Here is a 23,516-nt window from a genome sequence, read left to right as displayed (position 1 = left end):
TCAATGGCCAGGGGGATCGGCGCTGGCCGGGGTCCACAGGGGACCCCGGCCGGCGAGGTCTAGTTGACGACGTCGTCCACGGAGGGCGACTCGTTGCGGGAGAGGTTGATTCCCAGGTTGGCCGCGGCCCGCTCGAGGTCCTCGTCGTCGGTGTCGCGCATCTCGATCGCGGCACCGTCGCTGGAGAGCACCTCGACGTTCAGGCACAGCGACTGCAGCTCCTTGAGGAGCACCTTGAAGGACTCCGGGATACCCGGCTCCGGGATGTTCTCGCCCTTGACGATCGCCTCGTAGACCTTGACTCGGCCGAGCACGTCGTCGGACTTGATGGTGAGCAGCTCCTGCAGCGTGTAGGCCGCGCCGTAGGCCTGCATGGCCCAGCACTCCATCTCACCGAAGCGCTGGCCACCGAACTGCGCCTTACCACCGAGCGGCTGCTGGGTGATCATCGAGTACGGGCCGGTGGAGCGCGCGTGGATCTTGTCGTCCACCAGGTGCAGCAGCTTCAGGATGTACATGTAGCCCACGGCGACCGGGTGCGGGAACGGCTCCCCGCTGCGGCCGTCGAACAGCTGCGCCTTGCCGTCGGCGCCGACCATGCGCTCGCCGTCGCGGTTGGGCCGGGTGGCGGCCAGCAGACCCATCAGCTCGGTCTCCTTGGCGCCGTCGAACACCGGGGTGGCGGTGTTCGTGTTCGGCTCGACCTCGTAGAGCTCCTCGGTCAGCTGGCTGGCCCAGTCGGCGTCCGGATCGATCGACCAGCCCTGCATCGCGCACCAGCCCAGGTGCAGCTCCAGGATCTGGCCGATGTTCATCCGTCGCGGCACACCGTGGGTGTTCAGGATGATGTCGACCGGGGTGCCGTCGGGCAGGAACGGCATGTCCTCGGCGGGCAGGATCTTGCCGATGACGCCCTTGTTGCCGTGGCGGCCCGCGAGCTTGTCGCCGTCCTGGATCTTGCGCTTCTGGGCGACGTAGACCCGGACCAGCTCGTTGACGCCGGGGGGCAGCTCGTCCTCGTCCTCGCGGGAGAACACCCGGATGCCGATGACCTTGCCGGACTCGCCGTGCGGGACCTTCAGCGAGGTGTCGCGCACCTCGCGGGCCTTCTCACCGAAGATCGCGCGCAGCAGGCGCTCCTCCGGGGTCAGCTCGGTCTCGCCCTTGGGGGTGACCTTGCCGACCAGGATGTCGCCCGCGCTGACCTCGGCGCCGATCCGCACGATGCCGCGCTCGTCGAGGTCGGCGAGCACCTCCTCGGAGACGTTCGGGATGTCCCGGGTGATCTCCTCGGCGCCCAGCTTGGTGTCGCGGGCGTCGATCTCGTGCTCGTCGATGTGGATGGAGGTCAGGACATCGTCCTGCACGAGGCGCTGCGACAGGATGATCGCGTCCTCGTAGTTGTGGCCCTCCCACGGCATGATCGCCACGAGCAGGTTCTTGCCGAGGGCCATCTCGCCCTCTTCGATGCACGGCCCGTCGGCGATGACCTGGCCGACCTCGATGCGCTGGCCCTCGCTCACGATGGGCTTCTGGTTGATGCAGGTGCCCTGGTTGGAGCGGCGGAACTTGTGCATCCCGTAGGTGCGGCGGGAGCCGTCGTCGGCCATGATCGTGACGAAGTCCGCGGAGACCTCCTCGACCACGCCCGCCTTCTCGGCGGTGACCAGGTCGCCGCCGTCGACCGCGGCGCGCAGCTCCATGCCGGTGCCGACCAGCGGGGACTCACTGCGCAGCAGCGGGACGGCCTGGCGCTGCATGTTCGCGCCCATGAGCGCGCGGTTGGCCGCGTCGTGCTCGAGGAACGGGATCATGGCGGTGGCCACGGAGACCATCTGGCGCGGCGAGACGTCCATGTAGTCGACGTCGAAGGGCTCGATGAACTCGACCTCGCCGCCCTTCTTGCGGACCAGGACGCGCTCCTCGAGGAAGTTGCCCTGCTCGTCGATCGGCGCGTTGGCCTGCGCGATGACGTGGCGGTCCTCCTCGTCCGCGGTCAGGTAGTCGACCTGGTCGGTGACCTGGCCCTCGACGACCTTGCGGTACGGGGTCTCGATGAAGCCGAACGGGTTGACCCGCGCGTAGCTCGACAGCGAGCCGATCAGGCCGATGTTCGGGCCTTCCGGGGTCTCGATCGGGCACATGCGGCCGTAGTGGCTGTGGTGGACGTCGCGGACCTCCATGCCCGCGCGCTCCCGCGACAGACCGCCGGGACCCAGCGCCGAGAGGCGGCGCTTGTGGGTCAGGCCCGCGACCGGGTTGGTCTGGTCCATGAACTGGGAGAGCTGCGAGGTGCCGAAGAACTCCTTGATCGCGGCCACGACGGGCCGAATGTTGATCAGGGTCTGCGGGGTGATCGCCTCGACGTCCTGGGTGGTCATCCGCTCGCGGACGACGCGCTCCATGCGGGACAGGCCGACCCGGATCTGGTTCTGGATCAGCTCGCCGACCGTGCGCAGGCGCCGGTTGCCGAAGTGGTCGATGTCGTCGACCTCGACCGGGACCTGGACGCCGCCCTGGCCGTTCTCGTCGGCGCCGGAGGTCATCGTGGTGTCGCCCGCGTGCAGGCGGACCAGGTACTCGATCGTGGTGACGATGTCGTCCTCGGTCAGCACACCGGTCGAGTTCGGGGTGACCAGGCCCAGCTTCTTGTTGACCTTGTAGCGGCCGACCTTGGCCAGGTCGTAGCGCTTGTCCTTGAAGAACAGGTTCTCCAGCAGGGTCTGCGCGCTCTCCTTGGTCGGCGGCTCGCCAGGGCGCAGCTTGCGGTAGATGTCGAGCAGCGCCTCGTCGGTTCCGGCGGTGTGGTCCTTCTCCAGGGTCGCCAGGAGCGTCTCGGAGAAGTGGAACCGCTCGCGGATCGCCTCGGTCGTCCAGCCCAGCGCCTTCAGCAGCACGGTGACGGGCTGGCGGCGCTTGCGGTCGATGCGCACGCCGACGGTGTCGCGCTTGTCGACGTCGAACTCCAGCCACGCGCCGCGGCTGGGGATGATCTTGACCGAGAAGACGTCCTTGTCGGTCGTCTTGTCGATGTTGGTGTCGAAGTAGACACCGGGCGAGCGGACGAGCTGGGAGACCACGACACGCTCGGTGCCGTTGATGATGAACGTGCCCTTGTCCGTCATGACCGGGAAGTCACCCATGAACACCGTCTGGCTCTTGATCTCGCCAGTGGTGTTGTTGGTGAACTCGGCGGTGACGAACAGCGGCGCCGCGTAGGTCATGTCCTTGTCCTTGCACTCCTCGACGGAGGCCTTGACCTCGTCGAAGCGCGGGTCGGAGAAGGAGAGAGACATCGACCCGGAGAAGTCCTCGATCGGGGAGATCTCGTTGAGGACTTCCTCAAGGCCACCCGTGGGCTGCTCCTCGCCGGCGTCGACGCGGCGCTGGAACCACGCCTCGGCGCCGGTGAACCACTCGAACGACTGGATCTGCAGGTCCAGCAGGTCGGGAGTACCCAGGGGCTCACGGATCTTCGCGAAAGAGACCCGCTTGGGGGCTCCCGGAATCTCGGACTGGGTGGAGTTGGTCGCAAGCGTGGCCTTGGTCGCGCGGGAGACTGCCAAGATGCGTCCTTCCAGGACTATGAGCGGTCGACAGCCGCGTTAGCAACAGCTCACGCAACTGTCAAGGGTGCCGTGGTGCCCAACATCCTAGCTCTCGGCAAAGGGCGTGCGGAAAATGGGCAGCGCAAAGGGGCAGTCTAGCCACTGACAGGGCGACTGTCGAGGCCCGCGCTCACTCGGCCCTCCTGATCGGAACCCACTGCTCGGATACAGCCTGAACCCAGCACACCCCGCAGTCAAGATGCCACGCCAACGAAACCACTTTTGCAGCAGTGTCCTGCCGTTCGCCGATCACGGCTTGACCAGCATAAACACCCGTGCTAGCCCGCGCAGTGCGAGCACTCGCGCGTACGCCGCCTCAGCACTGCGGCATGGGCCTGCCGTTGGGCAGGGGCTGGTCGAACGTGTCGAACGCGGTGATCTTCCAGGTACCGCCCACCCGCTCGGCGCTGACCGTCAACTGCGCCCCGCTGGCGGTCGACTGCTCGTCCTCCACGCGCGTGGAGGTCTGGTCGATGAAGACCAGCGCCTCGGCCCGGTCCTCGCTCAGGTGGCGCACCCCCAGCTCGCGCACGATCGTCGTGTGGACGAGCTTCTGGGCGGGCGCCAGCTCCTTGAGCTGGCCGAACATGGCCTCGTACTCGCAGATGGCCTTGCCCGCGAGGACCTCGTCCACGGCGGCGGCGGTGCGGTCGAGGTCCCTGTAGTCGTAGGACAGGGCCCGCTCCAGGGCTGAGATGATCTTGGTCTTGACCTCGGCGGTGGCGGCCGCTTCCACGAAGGCGGCGTTGGAGCGGTCGAACCCCTCGGCCAGCCGGTCACCCTGGCCCTTGAACCACAGGCCCAGCGCCGCGAACAGCAGCGCGGAGACGGCCAGGGCGACGGCCAGGTTGAGGCTGGAACGGGCCGGGTCGACCTTCTTTCGCCTGGTCACGCCCTTGGTCGCCCGTTCGGCGCCGCGCAGGTCCGACGGCGCGGGACGGCCGGTGGCGCGCCGCTTGCCAGTCGGCGACGGGCGCCGAGGGGCGCCGTCGTCGGTGGAACTATTTTCGTGAGCTTCGTCACTATTTGCGGGCGGAGCTGCGGTGATGAGGCCATCGGAGGCCACGAGCGACGCGTTCTCGGGCTCGTCCAGGTCGGTGGACTCGTCGGCGCGGGCCGCCTCGGGGGCCGCCGTCTCGTCCTCGGCGGGCTCGTCGTCGACCGTCTCGTCGGCGGACCCATCGGCGGGCTCGTCAGCGGTGGGCTTGCCCGCGGGCTTCGGGGCAGAGGTGCTCGCCGGGGGGATGACACCAGGCGGGGTGTGGACAGTCGGCGTCCGCGGGTCCTGCTCCGGAGCGTCCTGTCGCCGCGTGTCAGCAACGTCCCTGCCAGCAACGTCCCTGCCAGCAACGTCCCTGCCAGCAACGTCCCTGCCAGCAACGTCCCTGCCTGCAACGTCCCTATTCGTGACGTCCCTGGCCGCGGGGTTCGGGGCTGGGAGGTCCGGCGGGGAGTCGGGGCGGGGAGCGGGCTTGCGCAGGCCCGCCACCTTGGGGCGGCGGGGGGACGGCGGACCGGCGGCGGGGCGGCGGCGCGGGGGCGTGGGCACGGGCGTTCCTCTCAGCCGACCGGGGTGGGCGCGATGTAGGCGATGCCCGTGAGCTTCCACCCCTGCTCGCCACGCTGGAGCGCGGCCTGCACGCGCAGGTACTTGTCCACCGGGGCGGCGTCGTCCTCGCTGATCTTCTGGTGGACGGCGCTGATGATCGTGGCCGTGCCCGTGGTGTCGTTCAGGTCGATGACGGCGGTGCTGTAGGCGGTCGCGGTGGAGATCCGCTTGCGCTGCTCGATGATCGCCTTGGCGCTGCCCTTGCCGCGCTCGAGCTGGTCGAGCATGTCGCCGGTGGAGGCGTCGACCCAGAGAGCGAGTTGGGCGTCGACGGACTTGTGGTCCATGGTGTGGAAGAGGAGCACGGCCTGCTCACCCGTCCGGGCGGCCTCGTCGCGGGCGCGGGCGGTGTCGAGGGCGTCGTCGGCCTCTGCTCGGACCCAGGCGACGCCGAACCAGACAGCCGCCGCGGCGCAGAGCCCGAGCAGCGCGACGGCGGCCACCACGACGGGGTTGCGCAGGGGGTTCCTGCCGGACGACCGCTCGCCCGCGCTCCCCTGGTCCGGGGAGTCCACACGAGAGCCCGCTGACGGTTCCACAGGGGACTCGGCCTCCTCGGAGACAGCGGTGTCGGTGGTGTCGGCGGTGTCGACGTCCTGCTCGGTCATGACGCTCCAGAGTAGATACTCGGCTCAGCCCAGGCCCAGCAGGCCCGCGAGACCGGCGGGACTGCCGATGCCGGGACCGCTGGCGACACCGGGGATGCTCGCCGCGGCCACCTCGGCCAGCTGCTCGCTCGGGCGGTCCTTGCTCGCGTCGACCTGCTCGGGGCTGGGCTGCACGGGCTTGCCGCCGAAGGGCGCGTTCTGCGAGCCGCGGACGCTGATCGGGCTGCCCACCGGCTCGGCGCAGTACGCCCTGGCGTTCTCCGGCACGTCGGTGACCTCGTTGCCCGCCCGCCGCTCGGTGGCCTCGTAGCCGCGGGTGCACGGCGGCGGGTCGAACAGGTTCAGCGCCAGGCCAAGGTGGGCGGTGCCGTCGCCGGGCACGACCGTCTTCGGGCCCACGGCGACCACCGGGTACGCCACCAGCGCCAGCTCCAGGCCGTCGACCCGGGTGGCCATCAGGTTGGACGTGGTCAGCAGGTTCGCCACCACCACGCCCAGGCCCGGCCCCGACTCGCGCAGCAGGCCGCTGATCGAGGCCGACGCGCCGGGGGCCACGGCGATCAGCTCGCGGAGGTCGGCGTCGGAGCCCTTGAGCTGCTGGGCGAGCAGGCGCAGGTCGCCCGCGAAGCTCTTGATGTTGCCGGACTGGGCGAGCTGGGTGTCCAGCACGACCGCGCCGTCCTCGATCAGCCTGACCGTCGCGGGCATGGCCGCGCGGGCCGCCGCGGTGAACTCCCCGGTGCTGTCGAGCAGGGCCTGCAGGTCGTCGCCGGTGCCCGCGAACGCCCGGTCCAGCTCGTCGACGACGGTGCGCAGCGCGTCGGTGGGCACCGAGGAGGCCAGGCTGTCGAGGTCGCGGAGCACCTTGTCGGTGCCGACCGGGACGCTGGTGCGCCCGGCCGGGATGCGCGAGCCCTCGGCCAGGACCGTGCCGCCGTCGTGGCGCGGGCGCAGGTCCACGAACTGCTCGCCGACGGCGGAGCGGTTGGCGACCACCGCGTCGAGGTCGGCCGGGATCGGCGGGGCCGCGGGCTCGATGTCCAGGTCGACCTCGATGCCCGCGCGGGTCAGCCGGATCTCCCCGACCCGCCCGACGTTGACCCCGCGGTAGGTGACCTCGGCGTTGGTGAAGATGCCGCCGGACTCGGCCAGCTCCATGGTGACCCGGTAGCCGTTGACGCCGAAGACGCGGCCGATGTCGGTGAAGCGGAACGCCGCGTAGGTCACCGCGAGCACGGCGATGACGAAGAAGGCGACCAGTTGCAGCCGCACCGTCCTGGTGAGCATCAGACACCGCCTCCCAGCAGGACGTCGAAGATGCCGGTGCTCGGCGCCCCGCCCGGCGGCGGGGCCTGCGGCGCGGGCGCCCGCGGGGTCGGCGTGCTGACCGGGGGCAGCGGCAGCGGGGCCGGGGCGTTCTCCGGCACGCCGTCGCGCCCGCCCGCGATGCCGCCCAGCTGCTCGGGCAGGCCAAGGTCCCGCAGCGGGTTCTGCCTGCTGCGGCCCAGGTTGTCCAGCACGTTGGTCAGGTCGAGGTCGAGTTCGAGGTAGAGGTTGAAGTAGTCGCCCTTGACGCCCTTGGCCGCCTGGTCGGTGAACGGGAAGGTCAGCAGCAGCTCCAGCGACTTGGGCAGGTCCGCGCCCGCCTCGCCGAGCTTCTGCAGGGTCGGGGCGAGCGCCTTGAGGTCGGCGACGAGGTCGGCCTTGCTGCGGTTGACGGTGTCCACCGCGACCCCGCCGAGGGACTCCAGGCTCCGCAGCATGGTCACCAGCTGGGCGCGCTGCTCGTGCAGCACGGCCAGGCCGGGCCCGATGTTGTCGATCACCCCGGCGATCTGGTCGCGCTGGGCGTTGAGGGTGGCGGCGAGGCGGTTGATGCCGTCGAGGGCGCGGGTGATGTCGTTCTTGCCCGCGTCGAGGGTGGCGACGGTGGTGTTGAGGTTCTCCAGCAGCGCGCGCAGGTCGCTCTCGTTGCCCGCCAGGGCGGCGTTCATCTCCGTGGCGATGTCGCGCAGCTGCTCGACGCCGCCGCCGTTGAGCAGCATCGACAGCGCGCCCAGGACCTCCTCGACCTCGGTGTTGCGGTTGGTCCGCTCCACCGGGATCAGGTCGCCATCGCCCAGGACGCCCCGCGGGTCGGCCGGGGGCGCGCTCAGCTCGACGTACTTCTCGCCGAGCAGGCTGGACTGGCGGATCTTGGCGAAGGCGTTGGCGGGCAGCTCGACGTCGCCGTTGACCAGCACGGTCAGCTCGGCGGTCCAGCCGTCGGCGGCCAGGGCCACGGTGTCGACCCGGCCGACGGCGACCTCGTTGACCTTGACCGCGGACTGCGGCACCAGGTCGAGCACGTCGCGGAACTGCACGCGCACCGAGTACGGCTCGTCGCCGAGGTCGGCGCCGCCGGGCAGCGGCAGGTCGTAGATGCCGGTGAACCCGCAGCCGGAGGCGAGCAGGGCGCTCGCGGCGATCGCGGCCAGCCTCGTGCGGAAGGCCGGTCCGGTGCGGAAGGCCAATCTGGTGCGGCTGGCCGGTCCGGTGCGGCGGCCCATCAGTTGCCCCCCAGGCTCAGCGGGTCGCCCGCCAGCGGCAGCGGCAGCATCGGCAGCTTGCCGCTGCGCATCCCCTCGATGACCTGTGCGGGCGAGGGCAGCGGCACCGCGCCCTGCACGACCGGGGCAAGCTGGTCGCACAGGTCGGCGAGGGTGGGCGGCACCTCCTTCGGCGGGGTCTGGCGGATCAGCTTGCACAGGGTCACGATGGGCGGCTGCGTCAGCTCGTTGATGTTGGAGCGGGCGTCGAGGGTGCCCGAGGCGGCATTGTAGGAGTTGACGACGTTGCTCAGCGCCAGCGGGGCGATGTCCAGCGTCTCGGCCAGGGCCGCCCGCTGGTCGGCGAGGACCTGGGTGATCGAGGCCAGCTTGTCCACGTTGGACTTCAGCGCGCCGCGGTTCTCGTTGACGAACTTCTGCACCACCGCCAGGGCGATGCCGAGCTGGTCGACGGCGGCGGCCAGGCTGTCGCGCTCCCCCGCCAGGAACCGCGACGCCTCGGCGAGCTGGGCGCTGAAGTCGTTGACCGCCTGGTCGCTGCCCGCCAGCGTGGTGGTGAACCGCTGCAGGTTCTCCACGGTGGCGAACAGGTCCTCGGAGTTGCCCGACAGGGTGGTGCTGAGCTGCCCGAGCTGGTTGACCGTGTCGTTGAGCGCCTGGCCGTTGCCCTCCAGGTTGGCCGCCAGCGTGGTCAGCAGGTCCGAGAGCGCGCCGTCGCGGTTGGCGCCGTTGGGGCCCAGGGTCTCGCTGACCCTGGTCAGGCTGGCGTAGAGGTCGTCGACCTCCAGGGGCGTCGCGGTGCGCTCGCGCGGGATCAGCGCGCCCTGGGCCAGGGTCGGGCCGCCGGTGTAGGCCGGGGTGAGCTGGACGTAGCGGTCGGAGACCAGCGACGGGGCCACGATGACGGCCTGGGCCTCGGCGGGGACCTCCACCGCGCGGTCCACGCGCATCCGCACCTCGACGACGTCGCCGCGCGGGGTGATCTCCTCCACGGTGCCGACCTTCACGCCGAGCACCCGCACGTCGTTGTCCTCGTAGAGGCCCACCGTGCCGGTGAACAGCGCGGTGTAGGAGCGCTCGTTGGCCTCGCGCAGGAAGTACCAGAGCCCGGTGGCCAGCACCAGGCCCAGCACGCACGCGATGGCGACGGTGCGGGCCAGGTCGCGCCCGGTCTTGGTGGCGAAGGTGCTCATTTCGGGTCCCCCAGGCAGCCGGGCTGGTTGACCGGGCCCAGTGAGGGCGGCAGCAGCCCGCAGATGTAGTTGTCGAACCAGCGCCCGTTGCCGATGGCGTTGTTGAGCTGGCGGACGAACGGCGCGAACTTCCTGATGCCCTCGGTGAGGGAGTCCTGGTTGCGCTGGAGCATCGAGGTGAGCTGGTCGAGGCTCTCCAGCACCGGGCCGAGCTGCAGCTCGTTGTCCTTCACCAGGCCCTGCAGCTCCGTGGCCAGCGTGCGGGTGCCGGTGAGCAGCGTGGAGATGGCGTTCTTGCGGTTGTTGATCTCGGTCAGCAGCAGGTTGCCGTCGGTGAGCAGCCTGACCAGCTCGGCGTCGCGGTCGGCGAGGGTCTGGCTGACCTGGCGGGTGTTGCTGAGCAGCTGGGCCAGCTCGGTGTCGCGCGAGCTGATGGTCTTCGACAGCGCGCGCAGGCCGCCTAGGGCGTCGCGGACCTCCTCCGGGGTGTCGGCGAAGGTCTCGGCGATCACCTCGAAGCTCTCGGCGAGCTGCTCGGTGTCGACCTCGTTGACGGTCTCGGCCAGCCCGCGGAACGCCTCCAGCACGTCGTACGGTGCGGTGGTGCGCTCCAGCGGGATGCGGGTGCCCGGGTCGAGGACGTCGCCGCCGTCGGGCTCCAGGGACAGGTACTTCTGGCCCAGCAGCGTCTTGATCTTGATGTCGGCACGGCTGCGGTCCCCGACCCAGGCGTCCTTGACCTTGAAGGAGACCAGCACGCGGTCGCCGTCGAGCTCCACGTCCGAGACCGAGCCGACCTTGACGCCCGCGATGCGCACCTCGTCGTCGGACTGCAGGCCCGCGGCCTCGCGGAACTCCGCGCTGTAGGTGGTGCCGCCGCCGATCACCGGCAGGTCGTCGGAGTTGACCGCGGCGAGCAGCACCAGGCCGATCACCAGGAGGCTGACGATCCCGATCGGGATCGGGTTGCGGGAGCGGAAGGACTTCACTCCGTGCACCTCCCCTGGTTGGCGGGCAGCAGCGGCAGGTTGATCGGCTGGGTGACCAGGCCGGGGACGCCGACGTCGCCGGAGGCCTCGCAGAGGAAGAAGTTGAACCACGAGCCGTAGCTGACGGTGCGGGTCAGCGCGGCGGTCTTCTTCGGCAGGAACTGGATGAAGTGCTCGACGACCGGCTCGTGCTCGTTGAGGGTGTCGGCCAGCGTGCCCAGGTGGGCGATGTCGGCCTTGAGCGGGCCGCGGGCCTCGGTCAGCAGGCCGGAGGTGGTCTGGGCGAGCCCGCCGATGGCGTCGATGGCCTCGCCGATCGGCTCGCGGTCCTCGGCGAGGCCGCTGACGAGCTGCTGCACCTGCACCAGCACCTCGGAGAGCTTCTCGCCGCGGGCGTTGACCGTCTCCAGCACGCCGTTGAGGTTGCTGATCACCTGGCCGATGACCTCGTCCTTGGCCGCCAGCGTGCTGGTCAGCGACGCGGTGTGGGCCAGCAGCGACTCCACCGTGCCGCCCTCGCCCTGGAGCACCTGGATGATCTCGTAGCTGAGCTGGTTGACCTCGTCGGGCGAGAGGGCCTGGAACAGCGGCTTGAAGCCGTTGAACAGCTCGGTCAGGTCCAGCGCCGGGCGGGTGCGCTCCAGCGGGATCTCCTGGCCGGGCTCCAGCACCGCGTTCGGGTCGGGGCCGACGCCCTGGCTCAGCGCGACGTAGCGCTGGCCGACGAGGTTGCGGAACTTGATCTGGGCGCCGACCGAGGCGGGCAGCGCGCGCTCCGCGGCGACGGAGAACTCCACCATCGCCTGGTCGCGGTCCACGATGGACACGTCCTCGACCTGCCCGACCCGCACCCCGGCGATGCGCACGTCGTCGCCGGGCAGCAGGAGCGTGGCGTCGGTGAAGCGGGCCTTGTAGGAGACGGTCTCGCTGAGGTTGACGTTGGCGATGCTGATGGCCAGCACCGCGGTGGCCGCGATCGTCACCACCATGAACAGCGCCAGCTTCACCAGCGGCGCGGCGAGGCTCCTCACCGGAAGCTCACCTCCGACCCGCGCAGCGCCGGGCCCAGCAGCAGCGTGGACCACGTCGGGACCTGGGCGGGCTCGACGCCCATGCCGGGGGCCAGCAGCGTGTTCACGAAGGCGATCTCCTCCGGCGAGTTCGGCAGCCCGAGCCCGTCCCCCGCGGCGCTGGGGGTGGTCTTCTCGGTGTTCTGCGGCGGGAGCAGGCCGTCGGCGGCCGGGCGCGCGGGCGGCGGGAAGGACGACCCGTCGTTGAGCGGGCCGTCCGGCGGGGCCTGCGGGAACGGCGAGGGGAAGTCCTCGAACTCGTAGCAGCGCGGGCCGCGGTCTTCCTCGTAGCGCGGCTCGTCCACGCCGGGCCTGTACGGGCCGCGGTTGACGGTGACCTCGATGGTGGCGTGCAGGCCGGGCTTGTTCGTCCCCTTGCCGAAGGCGACATCGAGGGCGTCGACGTTCTCGGCCATCAGCTTGAGCAGGCACGGGTACTCCGGGGAGTACCTGGCCAGCGTCTCCAGGGTGGGCCGGGAGGTGTCGGCGAGCATGATCAGGTTCGCCCGGTTGGCGCGCAGGAAGGCGTCGAGGTCGCGGCTGGCGGTGGTCACCGAGGCGAAGACGGCGTCGAGGTTGCCGCGCTGCTCGGCGATGGTGGCCGAGGTGACGGTCAGGTCCTCCAGCGCCGCGATCAGGTCGGGCGCGGCCACGGTGTAGGTGTCGCTGACCTCGGCCAGCTTGGCCAGGTCCGCGCGCAGCTGGGGCAGGTGCGGGTTCAGCTCGCCGACCAGCTCGCCCAGCTCGACCAGGGTGTCGCCGAGCTGCTCGCCGCGCCCGCGCAGGGCGGTGGAGATGGCCGTCAGCGTGCTGGAGAGCTTCTGCGGCTGCACGGCCTGCAACACCGGCAGCAGGCTCTCCAGCGCGTCCTCCAGCTCCACGGCCTCGGCCGAGGCGTCCTGGGCGATCACCGTGCCCGCGGTCAGGGGCGTGAGCGCGGGGTCCTCGGGGATCTGCAGGGCCACGTAGCGCTCGCCGAATAGGGTCTTGGGCAGGAAGCGCGCCGAGACGTTGGCCGGGATGACCTCGATCTTGTCCGGGTCGATGGCCAGTTCCAGCTCCGCGCCGGTCGCGGTCGGGGTGATCCGGCGGACCTCGCCGACGATGAGCCCGCGCACCTTCACGTCGGAGTGCACGGCCAACTGGTTGCCGACCTTGTCGGTGGTCAGCGTGACCGTCGCGACCGGGGTGAACGCCTTGTTGTAGGTGGCGATGCTCAGGCTGACCAGCCCGGCGATGACGGCGATGAACGCCAGGCCCCACAGCCTGCGCCTGACCGTGCCCGCGATGGCGCTCATCCGGCGATCCGCACCGTCGTGGTGGTGCCCCAGATGGCGAAGCCGATGAAGAAGTTCACCAGCGCCACGGTCACGATGGTCATGCGCACCGCGCGGCCGACGGCCACGCCGACCCCCGCGGGGCCGCCGCTGGCGGTGTAGCCGTAGTAGCAGTGCGACAGGATGATGATGACCGCGAAGATCAGCACCTTGCCGAAGGACCAGAAGACGTCCTCCGGTGGCAGGAACAGGTTGAAGTAGTGGTCATAGGTGCCCGCGGACTGGTCGTAGAAGTGCACGATGATCGTGCGCGAGGCCAGGTAGGACGTCAGCAGGCCGACGATGTAGAGCGGGATCACCGCGAGGAAGCCTGCGATGATCCGGGTGGTCACCAGGAACGGCAGGCTCGGGACGGCCATGACCTCCAGCGCGTCGATCTCCTCGGAGATGCGCATGGCGCCGAGCTGGGCGGTGAAGCCGGAGCCGACCGTGGCCGAGAGCGCGAGACCGGCCACCAGCGGGGCGATCTCGCGGGTGTTGATGTAGGCGCTGGCGAAGCCGGAGAAGGCCGCGGTGCCGATCTGGTCCAGGGCCGCGTAGCCCTGCATTCCCACGACGACGCCGGTGAAGACCGTCAGCCCGACCATGACCCCGACCGTGCCGCCGATGACGGCCAGCGCGCCGCTGCCGAAGCTGACCTCGGCGAGCAGGCGCATGGTCTCGCGCGTGTAGCGGCGCAGGGCGCGGGGAATCCACGCCAGCGCGCGGACGTAGAAGGAGAGCTGGTCGCCGAGGTCGTCGAGGGCGCGCAGCGGGCGCTCGGCGGCCTTGCGGGCGGTGTCCATGGGCGCCATCTCAGCTCCCCTTCGCCGGGACGACCTGCAGGTACACCGCGGTCAGCACGAAGTTGACGAAGAACAGCAGCAGGAACGTGATGACCACGGACTGGTTGACCGCGTCGCCGACGCCCTTGGGCCCGCCCTTGGGGTTCAGCCCCCGGTAGGCCGCGACCACGCCCGCGATGAACCCGAAGATCAGCGCCTTGAGCTCGCTGATCCAGAGGTCCGGCAGCTGGGCGAGGGCGGAGAAGCTGGCCAGGTACGCCCCCGGCGTGCCGCCCTGGAGCACCACGTTGAAGAAGTAGCCGCCCATCACGCCGACCACGCTGACCAGGCCGTTGAGCAGGACCGCGACCAGCATCGCGGCCAGCACGCGGGGCACGATCAGGCGCTGCACCGGGGAGACGCCCAGCACCTCCATCGCGTCGATCTCCTCGCGGATGGTGCGCGAGCCGATGTCGGCGCAGATCGCGCTGCCGCCCGCGCCCGCGACCAGCAGCGCGGTCACCAGCGGCGCGGCCTGCTGGATGATCGCCAGCACGCTGGCCGCGCCGGTGAACGACTGCGCGCCCAGCTGCACGATCAGCGTGCCCAGCTGCAGGGCGACGATCGCGCCGAACGGGATGGCCACCAGCGCCGTCGGCAGGATCGTGACGCTGGCGATGAACCAGCACTGCTGGACGAACTCGCGGAACTGGAAGGGCCCGCGGAAGATGTTGACCGCGACGTCGAGCCCGAGGGCGAACAGCCTGCCGGTCTCGCGCAGCGCCCCCGCCCCGGGGAAGCCCGCCCGCGCCGTGCCCGCGGTCATCGCGCGGTTCGCCAGTCGGCGCGGGGCAGCTGGGCGACGTCGGTGTCCTCCAGCGAGCCGCTGAAGGCGTGGCGGGGGCGCGGGCTCGGCCTGGTGCGGGCGTGCACGCCGTAGCGCACCTGCTCCTCGGGGGTCAGGGAGGCGATGATGCCTTCCTGCGCGGCGGGCGGCAGCGAGTGCAGGATGCTCATGACCCGGTCCTTGCGGCGGCGCACGCCCTTGCGCTCGGGCAGGCCGGGGGTCGGCTCGATCTGCGGGACGACACCGCGCAGGTCCTCGTCGGAGGAGCCGTCGGAGTGGCCCGCGTCGGCGTGCGCCTGCTCGGCGGCCATCGTCGCGGCGTCCTTCTCCTCGGACATGCCGATGGGCCCGAGCCTGCGGCCGTTGAGGAACTGCTCGACGACCGGCTCGTCACTGGTCAGCAGCACCTCGCGGGGGCCGAACATCACCAGCTCCTTGCGGAAGAGCATGCCCAGGTTGTCCGGCACCGTGCGGGCGAGGTTGATGTTGTGCGTGACGATGAGGATGGTGGCGTCGATCTGGGCGTTGAGGTCGATCAGCAGCTGGCTCAGGTAGGCGGTGCGGACCGGGTCGAGGCCGGAGTCCGGCTCGTCGCAGAGGATGATCTCCGGGTCCAGCACCAGGGCGCGGGCCAGCCCCGCCCGCTTGCGCATACCGCCGGAGATCTCTCCGGGGAGCTTCATCTCCGCGCCCTGCAGGCCGGTCATCTCCAGCTTGTCCAGGACGATCCGCTTGATCTCGGCCTCGGACTTGCGGGTGTGCTCGCGCAGGGGGAAGGCGACGTTGTCGAACAGGTTCATCGACCCGAACAGCGCGCCGTCCTGGAACAGCACCCCGAAGAGCTTGCGGACCTCGTAGAGCTGCGACTCCGAGCAGGTGACGATGTCGACGCCGTTGATGACGCACTTGCCGCGGTCGGGCTTGAGCAGCCCGATCATCGACTTGAGGAACACCGACTTGCCCGTGCCCGACGGGCCGAGCATGACCGAGACCTCACCGGGCGGCAGGCTCAGGGTGACGTCACGCCAGATGGCCTGCCTCCCGAAGGACTTCGTCAGCCCCTCGATGACCACCTCGGCGCCCATCTGCCACCTCCCGCCTGCCCGCCACCCTCCCGACCGCCCGCCGCAGAGGTGTCTTCAGGTGCAACGACGACGACCCACACTGGTTACTGCCGAAGTTACCGCCGAGTTCAGAACGTACCCGTCCAGCCCTTGCCCCGTCCGCGGAGGCTATGACATGGCACACACCCACCCGCCATCCGGCGGAACAACTTCGTGTGACACCCACGCAGGGAGTCAAGAGCAGGTCGAACACTTGTGCCGTATGTCCAATTCCTAGATGTGAACGATGAGCGCGCAGGCATCCAGAACGATCACGAGGGCCACTCGGCACGCAGGTCATCCAGGTGGGTAGGGCCGAAAACGTCCTTCACCATTCCGAACATGACCGCCACCGCTTCCCGGCGCGCCTCGGCTGACTCACGCAACGCCCTGTACCCCTCGGTGATCGTGTGTCGAGAGTTCTCGGTAGGCACTCATCAAGTGTGGACCTTCTCCGGCAGGTGCAACACCCGGTGTTGAACCGGAACGACGAAGGCCCGGCACCTGGTGGGGCCGGGCCTTCGTGCGAGCGGTTGAGCTGGGACTACTTGACGCTGATCTTCGCGCCGGCAGCCTCGAGCTTGTCCTTGGCGGCGTCGGCGACGTCCTTCTTGACGCCCTCCAGGATGGCCTTGGGAGCGGACTCGACGAGCTCCTTGGCCTCCTTCAGGCCCAGGCCGGTGACGACCTCGCGGACGACCTTGATGACCTGGATCTTCTTGTCGCCAGCGCCCTCGAGGACGACGTCGAAGGTGTCCTTCTCCTCCTCGGCCGGGGCGGCCGGGCCCGCGGGGCCAGCGGCGGCGATGGCGATCGGAGCGGCGGCGGAAACCTCGAAGGTCTCCTCGAACTGCTTCACGAACGCCGACAGCTCCAGGAGGGTCATGTCCTTGAAAGCGTCGAGCAGCTCGTCGGTGCTGAGCTTCGCCATGGTGGCGTGTCCTTTCACTTGCACACCCGGTACGCCGGGCGCGGGATTCCGGGTGGGTGGATCAGCTCTCGGCTGCGGCGGACTCGTCTGCGGGGGACTCGTCGGCGTCGGCGGGGGCGCCGTCGGCCATCTTGTCCCTCAGGGCGGCGGCCAGGCGCGCGACCTGGGACGCCGGGGCGTTGAACAGGCTCGCGGCCTTGCTCAGGTTGCCCTTCATCGCGCCCGCCAGCTTGGCGAGCAGCACCTCACGCGACTCGAGGTCCGCGATGCGGGTGACCTCGTCGACGGTGAGCGGGCGGCCGTCCATGTAGCCGCCCTTGATGACCAGACCCTTGTTGTCCTTGGCGAAATCGCGCAGTGCCTTGGCCGCGTCCACCGGCTCGCCCTCGATGAAGGCGATCGCGGTGGGTCCGACGAACAGGCTCTCCAGGCCGGTGACGCCCGCATCCTCGGCGGCACGCTTGACCAGGGTGTTCTTCGCGACGCGGTAGGACGCGCCAGTGCCGAGAGCGCGACGCAGCGTGGTGAGCTGCGAGACGGTGAGGCCGCTGTACTCGGTGACGACTGCCGCCGAGCTGCTGCGGAAACGGTCCGCGATCTCGGTGACAGCGGCCACCTTGTCGGGCTTCGCCATGGTCGCCTCCTCTCGTTGGGCAGACACTGGTGCCCGGAGACGACGAACGCCCCGGCGCAGACGGCACGGGGCGTTGAGAGAAACCACAACCCGTTCCCCCTGCGCGGGCCGCCCACTCGGGGCATTTCACCTCTCCGGACGGAGAGGAACCAGCGGTCTTCGGTGAAACCTCGGCAAGAGTACGCGCCGCCCGGCGCGCGTTCCAAACCGCCCCACCCCACACGGCATGATGGGTCCGTGGCCGACGACGAGAAGCCCGACAAACCCGGACCCCCGCCCGTCATCCGGGGCGAGTCCTACGACCCGGAGCAGTGGCAGCGCTACCAGCGCTTCCAGGAGTTCCAGAAGTTCGAGGAGGCCCAGCGCCCCGGCGAGCCCGCGCGCGCCGAGCCGCCCCCCCGGCGCGGCAAACCCTTGTGGCGCAAGGTCCTGTTCAACAAGTGGGTACGCCGCCTCGCCGTCCTGCTGGCCGTCGTCATCGCCGCGGGCTGGGCCGTGGACCACTACTTCGGCAACCCCGACGAGGACCTGCCCGCCTCCGAGACCGGCGGGGACAAGACCACCCGCACGGTGCTCTTCGCCGAGTCCCCGCGCGAGGCGATCCGGATGATCTACAACAACGTCGCCCAGGCCACCCTCCCCGACGCCTGCACCCGCTTCGAGACCGAGGAGCTGGCCGAGCGCTTCGCCGACCACGTCAACGCCGCCGACTGCCCGACGGCGATCCGCGACCTGCACGCCGACGTCACCGACGCCAGCGACTACGCCCGCCCCTACTTCCCGGCCTCGGTCAAGCTCACCCCCGACGCCGACGGGAACGTCGTGGTCTCCTCGTGCGAGCTCGACATCCGCCAGGGACCGCGGCTGGGCGAGTTCACCCTGCGCGTCATCCCCGGCTCCCGCGGCAACCAGTGGATCATCACCGACCACCGCAAGGAGGCGTCCGACTGCCGGTAGCGGCACCGTCCACCATGGGCGAAATTGGCGGCCACCACTAGGTTCTGGTGAATGGAACGCAGGGGGATCGAGGGCCTACAGACCACGGTGTTCATCGTCGGCGTCTACGAGGGAGTCCTGCCGCTGGTGTCGAGGGTGTTCGACTGGAAGCCGTTCCTGGCCTTCCCGCTGCGCCTGCCCGAGCCGTGGTGGTGGATCGTGTCGGTCGCGGTGATCGTCGTCGCCGTGGTCCTGCTGGAATTCCTCGACCGGATGAAGAACGGCGCCTAGGTCGTGTTTCAGGTGTGGGGTGCGGGAGAGTCGTGATCAGTCCGGCCGCAGGCGGTGCGGACGGATCGCCCTCATACCGGTGTCGTATTCGGGCGTATCCGGCCCGTGCCGCCAGCGGGCCGGACTGGCGCGCGGCTATGCCGTGCTCCACACCTGAAACACGGCCTAGAGACGCCGGAACGGCCCCGCCACGAGTGCGGGGCCGTTCCGGTGGGGTGCCTTACGCCTGCGCGTCGTCCTCGAGCAGGTTGCGGGTGCGGGTCGGGTCGACCGGGATGCCGGGGCCCATGGTGGTGGTGAAGGTGACCTTCTTGACGTAGCGGCCCTTGGCCGCCGACGGCTTGGCCCGCAGGATCTCGTCCAGCGCGGCGGCGTAGTTCTCCACCAGCTTCTCCTGGTCGAAGGACGCCTTGCCGATCACCAGGTGCAGGTTGGCCTGCTTGTCCACCCGGAAGTTGATCTTGCCGCCCTTGATCTCGTTGACCGCCTTGGTGACGTCCGGGGTCACCGTGCCGGTCTTCGGGTTCGGCATCAGGCCGCGCGGGCCCAGGATGCGCGCGATCCGACCGACCTTGGCCATCTGGTCGGGGGTGGCGATCGCGGCGTCGAAGTCCAGCCAGCCGCCCTGGATGCGCTCGATCAGGTCCTCGGCGCCCACCACGTCGGCGCCCGCGGCCTCGGCCTCGGCGGCCTTGTCGCCCACCGCGAAGACGATCACGCGGGCGGTCTTGCCGGTGCCGTGCGGCAGGTTGACGGTGCCGCGGACCATCTGGTCGGCCTTGCGCGGGTCGACCCCGAGGCGCATGGCCACCTCGACCGTGGCGTCCAGCTTGACCTTGGAGGTGTCCTTGGCCAGCTTCGCCGCCTCGAGCGGGGTGTACAGCTTGGTCTTGTCGATCATCTCGCTGGCCTGGCGGTAGGCCTTGCTGCGCTGTGCCATTGCTCTGCTCCTCGACTCATGGATCAGCTGTGGTGCGGACCGCGCCCGGCCCTCCCACGTACTGCGGATACGTACTGCGGACTCAGATCTTGGAAACCTGGGTGAACGACAGCTCGACCGGCGTCTCGCGGCCGAAGATCGACACCAGGACCTTGAGCTTCTGCTGGTCGGCGTTGACCTCGGAGATCGTCGCGGGCAGCGTGGCGAACGGGCCGTCCATGACGGTGACCGACTCGCCGATCTCGAAGTCCACCTCGACCGTCGAGCGGGACGCGCCCGCGGCGGCGGCCTTGCCCGCGCTGGGCTTCTCGCGCTCGACCTGCGGCAGCAGGAACTTCAGGACCTCGTCGATCGTCAGCGGCGAGGGCTTGGACGTGGCGCCGACGAAGCCGGTCACGCCCGGGGTGTTGCGCACCGCGGACCAGGAGCCGTCGTTGAGCTCCATGCGGACCAGGATGTAGCCGGGCAGCACCTTGCGCTGCACCTGCTTGCGCTGGCCGTTCTTGATCTCGGTGACTTCCTCGGTGGGCACCTCGACCTGGAAGATGTACTCCTCCATGTCCAGGGTCTGGATGCGGGTCTCCAGGTTGGTCTTGACCTTGTTCTCGTAGCCCGCGTAGGAGTGCACGACGTACCAGTCGCCAGGGGCGCGCCGCAGGGCGTCGCGCATCTGGGCGGCCGGGTCGGCCTCCGGCTCCTCCACGGGCTCCGGCTCCTCGGCGACGGCCTCGTCACCGATGGGCTCGTCACCGGCGGACTCGTCACCAACGGCCTCATCACCGGAGGTCTCGTCGGCGGAGGTCTCGTCACCGGTCTCGTCGGCCGAGTCGGCGTCGTCCCCGTCATCACCGTCGGTGTCGTCACCGGCGGCGTCGGGACCGTCCTCGGCGGCTTCGGTCGCCTGCCCCGACTCGGTGTCCGCCGCGCCCTCGGGCGCGTCCTGGCTCACCTCGTCGTCATCGGGCAGGCTGGTCAGCTTGCTGCCGACGGCGCCGTTCTCGGAGGTCACTGTTGGTCCCGCTTCCTTTCGTCCATCACGCGTCCGGCTCGGCGCGGCATCAGCCGAAGAGCCAGAACACGCCCTTGCCGAGCGCGAGGTCGAGCCCGGAGATCAGGGCGATCATGAAGGCGACGAACACGAGCACCACGGCCGTGTAGGCGATCATCTGCTTGCGCGTCGGCCAGATGACCTTGCGCAGCTCGGCGACGACCTCGCGGAGGAACCGGCCGATCCGGCTGAAGAAGCCGGTCCGGTCGTCCTTGCGGTCCCGCGTGGGCGTCGGCTTGCCCTTGCGGCCCACCGCGTCGGCGTCGGACTTGTCCGGCTTGCCCGCGGGCTTGGCCTTGCCGCGGACCTTCTCGGTCTCGCCGTCCGGGCGGCCCGCCGGGCGAGCCGCACCACGGCGCTCACGCCGCGACGCGGCGTTGGCCGGACGAGAAGGGCGCTCTTGCCCGTCTTCCCGCTCCACTTCGTCGGCCACGCCAGTTCCTCCGCTCGGTGTGCTGACCCATCGCTCGGTGCGACGGTCAACCGCACCGGACGTCAAACGCAGGGGCGACAGGACTTGAACCTGCAACCTGCGGTTTTGGAGACCGCTGCTCTGCCAATTGAGCTACACCCCTTCGCTGCCCGGCGGAGACGATACCGCTGGACCGCGCTTGGACGCATTCGACTTGCCCACCCTAGCCGCTCCGCTGCCGGAACGGCCAACCGCAGGCTCGTCGAGTCGCGTCGGCCACTTTACGGCACCGCGCCGCGCCGCCGAAACCGAGTCCCGATCATCGCTTCAGGAGGCGCCGACCCGCAGCGAGCGCAGGGCGTCGGCGATCCGCGTGACGCCCTCCTCGATCTGCTCCACCCGCACCCCGGAGTACGCCATGCGCAGCGTGGACTCCCCGCCGTCGAGCAGGAAGTCGGTGCCCTTGACGAAGGTGACCCCGCGCTGCTCGGCGGCGGTCAGCAGCTCGCCGACGTTCACCCCTTCCGGCAGCTCGACCCACATGAAGTAGCCGCCGTCGGGCTTGGTGAAGGTCGCGTCCGGGATGTGCCTGGCCAGCGCGTCGCACAGGGCGGTGGCCCGCTCGCGCAGCGCGGCGTTGACCGTCGCCACCGAGCGCTCGAGGCCGCCGTCCACGCAGAACCGGTAGACGATCGCCTGGGCGAGCATGTTCGGCGAGATGTAGGTGTTGGTCGCGCGGACCCGGATGCGGGCGATGAGGTCGGCCGGGCCGACCAGGTAGCCCACGCGCACCCCGGGGGCGACGGTCTTGGAGAACGAGCTGGCGTACACCACGCGCCCGGCCCCGGCGTCGAGCTCCAGCATCGTCGGCAGCGCCTCGCCCGCGAAGCGGATCTGCCCGTACGGGTCGTCCTCGAAGACGATGAAGTCGTGCTCGGCGGCCAGTTCCAGCAGCCGCGCGCGCTTGGCCGCGCTGAGGGTGTAGCCGGCGGGGTTCTGGAAGTTCGGGATGACGTGGGCGAACGTCGGGCGCAGGCCGCCGTCGAGCAGGACGGCCAGCTCCTCGGTGTCGATGCCGTCGGTGGCCAGGGTGACCGCGCGCACGTCGGCGCCGCGCTCGCGCAGGCCCAGCAGCGTGCGGTCGTAGGTCGGGCGCTCGACGACCACCGGGCGGCCGGGCTCGACCAGCTCGTCGAAGAGGAACGCGTCGGCCTGCATGGAGCCGTTGGTGACCAGCACCTGGTCCTCGGCGACGCCGTGCCGCTCGGCGAGGAGCCTGCGCAGCGGCGGGTAGCCGATGGCGGTGCCGTAGGCGGTCGCGCCGCCGGGGTCGGCGGTCAGCGCGGCGTCCGCGGCGGCCTTGAGCCCGTCGACATCGACGATGTCGAGGGACGGGGCGCCACGGGCGAAGGAGATGAGGTCGGAAGCCGTCACGCGGCCGAATCTACGACGGGCGGCCCCGGGCGGCAGCGCCGGGGGCTCAGTCGCGCAGCCGCACCCTGGCGATCGGCTTGCCCAGCACGGTCCGGCCGTCGAAGTGCGCGGTCAGGTTGACCCTGGCCACCCGGGCGCCGTCCTCGGCGGTGTCGATCGCGGCCACCTTGCCCGCCACGGTCAGCGCCGCGCCCTCGTCGTCGTCGGGAACCACCACCGGACGGGTGAACCGGGCGGTGTAGTCCAGCAGCTCGCCGCGGCCCCACGCGGTCACCACGCGCCCGGCGAGGGCCATGGTGAGCATCCCGTGGGCGATCACGTCCGGCAGGCCGACGGCCTTGGCGAAGCGCTCGCTGAGGTGGATGGGGTTGAAGTCCAGCGAGGCCCCGGCGTAGCGCACGAGGTCGGCCCGGGTGAGGCGGACTTCGATGGCGGGCAGCTCGTCGCCGATCTCGACCGGGTTCATTCGCTGCCTTCCTCGGGGTCGCGCACGACGAGCTGGGCGCGGGCGGTGACGACGGGGGCGCCACCGGCGTCGGAAATGTCGGCGCGCAGGGTGATGAAGTCGTTGCCCGCGCGCCGGGAGATGGTCTCGATGGCGCCGTCGGCGACCAGGTGGTCGCCCGCGACGACCGGGCGGTGGTAGACGAAGGTCTGGTCCCCGTGGACCATCCGGCTGTAGTCCAGGCCCAGCGCCGGGTCGGTGACGATCGCGTTGATCGCGGCCAGATTGATGATCGTGGTGAAGGTCGGCGGCGCGATCACGTCCGGGTGCCCGGCGGCGCGGGCGGCGTCGGGGTCGGTGTGCAGGGGGCTGTCCTCGCCGATCGCGGCGGCGAATTCCTTGATCTTCTCCCGGCTGACCTCGTACTCCGCGGTGCGCGGGTAGGTACGGCCGACGAACTTGGGGTCCAGAGCCACGCGCGGAAGGCTACCCGCAGACGCTTCAGGGCCGCCCCACCAGTGGTGGGACGGCCCTGAGGAGGTGTCTAGGCGCTGAGGGTCAGCGGGTTTCCTTGTGCGTCTGGTGCTTGCCGCAGTTCGGGCAGAACTTCTTCATCTCCAGGCGATCCGGGTCGTTGCGCCGGTTCTTCTTGGTGATGTAGTTGCGGTGCTTGCAGCTCTCGCACGCGAGCGTGATCTTCGGTCGCACGTCTGTCGCAGCCACAGCAAAACCTCTCGAACGCGGAGCCGGGGCACGCCCCGGCTGGGG

At 70.2% G+C, this 23,516-nt stretch carries 23 protein-coding genes and 1 tRNA gene; 2 read left to right on the top strand and 22 right to left on the bottom strand.

The window, feature by feature from the left end; translation table 11 throughout:
- Nucleotides 1-59 precede the first annotated feature (59 nt).
- The 14 genes from rpoB to rplJ form a co-directional block, all read right to left on the bottom strand.
- Entirely contained in the window at nt 60-3,566 is a 3,507-nt protein-coding gene (gene rpoB, locus ACTG9Q_RS04145) for a DNA-directed RNA polymerase subunit beta (protein WP_455571213.1), read from the bottom strand.
- Between the two features lie 358 nt (nt 3,567-3,924).
- Nucleotides 3,925-5,157: a hypothetical protein gene (locus ACTG9Q_RS04140; protein WP_455571212.1), complete on the bottom strand. Its 1,233-nt coding sequence runs from the start codon at nt 5,155-5,157 to the stop codon at nt 3,925-3,927.
- Between the two features lie 11 nt (nt 5,158-5,168).
- Nucleotides 5,169-5,825 carry a hypothetical protein gene (locus ACTG9Q_RS04135; protein WP_455571211.1) on the bottom strand — a complete coding sequence of 219 codons (657 nt, stop codon included), beginning with the start codon at nt 5,823-5,825 and terminating at the stop codon, nt 5,169-5,171.
- A 24-nt stretch (nt 5,826-5,849) separates the two neighbouring features.
- Nucleotides 5,850-7,112, bottom strand: a complete 1,263-nt coding sequence (locus ACTG9Q_RS04130) for an MCE family protein (RefSeq protein ID WP_455571210.1) — start codon at nt 7,110-7,112, stop codon at nt 5,850-5,852.
- Nucleotides 7,112-8,374 (bottom strand): MCE family protein, encoded by a 1,263-nt coding sequence (locus tag ACTG9Q_RS04125; RefSeq protein WP_455571209.1) that lies wholly within the window; start codon nt 8,372-8,374, stop codon nt 7,112-7,114. The genes ACTG9Q_RS04130 and ACTG9Q_RS04125 overlap by 1 nt, the downstream gene beginning before the upstream one ends.
- A complete protein-coding gene (locus ACTG9Q_RS04120) occupies nt 8,374-9,567 on the bottom strand; it encodes an MCE family protein (RefSeq protein ID WP_455571208.1) in 1,194 nt (397 codons plus the stop codon). Before ACTG9Q_RS04120 ends, ACTG9Q_RS04125 begins: the two co-directional genes overlap by 1 nt.
- Nucleotides 9,564-10,556: an MCE family protein gene (locus ACTG9Q_RS04115; protein WP_455571207.1), complete on the bottom strand. Its 993-nt coding sequence runs from the start codon at nt 10,554-10,556 to the stop codon at nt 9,564-9,566. Before ACTG9Q_RS04115 ends, ACTG9Q_RS04120 begins: the two co-directional genes overlap by 4 nt.
- The gene (locus ACTG9Q_RS04110) at nt 10,553-11,587 is read right to left on the bottom strand and encodes an MCE family protein (protein ID WP_455571206.1); all 1,035 of its coding nucleotides are present in this window, start codon (nt 11,585-11,587) and stop codon (nt 10,553-10,555) included. The genes ACTG9Q_RS04115 and ACTG9Q_RS04110 overlap by 4 nt, the downstream gene beginning before the upstream one ends.
- Nucleotides 11,584-12,924 (bottom strand): MCE family protein, encoded by a 1,341-nt coding sequence (locus ACTG9Q_RS04105; RefSeq protein WP_455571205.1) that lies wholly within the window; start codon nt 12,922-12,924, stop codon nt 11,584-11,586. Before ACTG9Q_RS04105 ends, ACTG9Q_RS04110 begins: the two co-directional genes overlap by 4 nt.
- Complete coding sequence (locus ACTG9Q_RS04100; RefSeq protein WP_455571204.1) at nt 12,921-13,757, bottom strand: MlaE family ABC transporter permease; 837 nt, start codon at nt 13,755-13,757, stop codon at nt 12,921-12,923. The genes ACTG9Q_RS04105 and ACTG9Q_RS04100 overlap by 4 nt, the downstream gene beginning before the upstream one ends.
- A 1-nt stretch (nt 13,758) precedes the next feature.
- Nucleotides 13,759-14,553 (bottom strand): MlaE family ABC transporter permease, encoded by a 795-nt coding sequence (locus tag ACTG9Q_RS04095; protein WP_455571203.1) that lies wholly within the window; start codon nt 14,551-14,553, stop codon nt 13,759-13,761.
- Nucleotides 14,550-15,659 carry an ABC transporter ATP-binding protein gene (locus ACTG9Q_RS04090; protein WP_455571202.1) on the bottom strand — a complete coding sequence of 370 codons (1,110 nt, stop codon included), beginning with the start codon at nt 15,657-15,659 and terminating at the stop codon, nt 14,550-14,552. Before ACTG9Q_RS04090 ends, ACTG9Q_RS04095 begins: the two co-directional genes overlap by 4 nt.
- Nucleotides 15,660-16,221: 562 nt before the next feature.
- Complete coding sequence (gene rplL, locus ACTG9Q_RS04085; protein WP_455571201.1) at nt 16,222-16,608, bottom strand: 50S ribosomal protein L7/L12; 387 nt, start codon at nt 16,606-16,608, stop codon at nt 16,222-16,224.
- Between the two features lie 61 nt (nt 16,609-16,669).
- Nucleotides 16,670-17,242 carry a 50S ribosomal protein L10 gene (gene rplJ, locus ACTG9Q_RS04080; protein ID WP_455571200.1) on the bottom strand — a complete coding sequence of 191 codons (573 nt, stop codon included), beginning with the start codon at nt 17,240-17,242 and terminating at the stop codon, nt 16,670-16,672.
- A gap of 237 nt (nt 17,243-17,479) precedes the next feature.
- Between rplJ and ACTG9Q_RS04075 the strand changes: the two genes are divergently transcribed.
- Nucleotides 17,480-18,199, top strand: coding sequence for a hypothetical protein (locus ACTG9Q_RS04075; RefSeq protein WP_455571199.1), 720 nt, complete (start codon nt 17,480-17,482; stop codon nt 18,197-18,199).
- A 51-nt stretch (nt 18,200-18,250) separates the two neighbouring features.
- Nucleotides 18,251-18,469, top strand: a complete 219-nt coding sequence (locus tag ACTG9Q_RS04070; protein WP_455571198.1) for a hypothetical protein — start codon at nt 18,251-18,253, stop codon at nt 18,467-18,469.
- Nucleotides 18,470-18,689: 220 nt separating this feature from the next.
- On the opposite strand, the gene rplA is transcribed toward ACTG9Q_RS04070, so the two are convergent.
- The 8 genes from rplA to rpmG all read right to left on the bottom strand — a co-directional run bounded on the left by rplA (nt 18,690) and on the right by rpmG (nt 23,471).
- Nucleotides 18,690-19,409, bottom strand: coding sequence for a 50S ribosomal protein L1 (gene rplA / locus ACTG9Q_RS04065; RefSeq protein WP_455571197.1), 720 nt, complete (start codon nt 19,407-19,409; stop codon nt 18,690-18,692).
- Between the two features lie 82 nt (nt 19,410-19,491).
- On the bottom strand, nt 19,492-20,418 hold the full coding sequence (nusG, locus tag ACTG9Q_RS04060; protein ID WP_455571196.1) for a transcription termination/antitermination protein NusG: 927 nt from the start codon (nt 20,416-20,418) through the stop codon (nt 19,492-19,494).
- A gap of 49 nt (nt 20,419-20,467) precedes the next feature.
- Nucleotides 20,468-20,890 carry a preprotein translocase subunit SecE gene (secE, locus tag ACTG9Q_RS04055; RefSeq protein ID WP_455571195.1) on the bottom strand — a complete coding sequence of 141 codons (423 nt, stop codon included), beginning with the start codon at nt 20,888-20,890 and terminating at the stop codon, nt 20,468-20,470.
- A gap of 69 nt (nt 20,891-20,959) precedes the next feature.
- Nucleotides 20,960-21,032, bottom strand: a tRNA-Trp gene (locus ACTG9Q_RS04050).
- A gap of 164 nt (nt 21,033-21,196) precedes the next feature.
- On the bottom strand, nt 21,197-22,303 hold the full coding sequence (locus ACTG9Q_RS04045; RefSeq protein WP_455571194.1) for an aminotransferase-like domain-containing protein: 1,107 nt from the start codon (nt 22,301-22,303) through the stop codon (nt 21,197-21,199).
- Nucleotides 22,304-22,349: 46 nt separating this feature from the next.
- Nucleotides 22,350-22,769: a MaoC/PaaZ C-terminal domain-containing protein gene (locus ACTG9Q_RS04040; RefSeq protein ID WP_455571193.1), complete on the bottom strand. Its 420-nt coding sequence runs from the start codon at nt 22,767-22,769 to the stop codon at nt 22,350-22,352.
- Nucleotides 22,766-23,224: an FAS1-like dehydratase domain-containing protein gene (locus tag ACTG9Q_RS04035; protein WP_455571192.1), complete on the bottom strand. Its 459-nt coding sequence runs from the start codon at nt 23,222-23,224 to the stop codon at nt 22,766-22,768. Before ACTG9Q_RS04035 ends, ACTG9Q_RS04040 begins: the two co-directional genes overlap by 4 nt.
- A gap of 82 nt (nt 23,225-23,306) precedes the next feature.
- Nucleotides 23,307-23,471, bottom strand: a complete 165-nt coding sequence (gene rpmG, locus ACTG9Q_RS04030) for a 50S ribosomal protein L33 (RefSeq protein WP_455571191.1) — start codon at nt 23,469-23,471, stop codon at nt 23,307-23,309.
- Nucleotides 23,472-23,516: the final 45 nt, after the last annotated feature.

Source organism: Actinokineospora lacus (assembly GCF_053813445.1).
The sequence above is the reverse complement of the archived record's forward strand: the minus strand, read 5'-3'. Positions and strand labels throughout refer to the sequence as shown.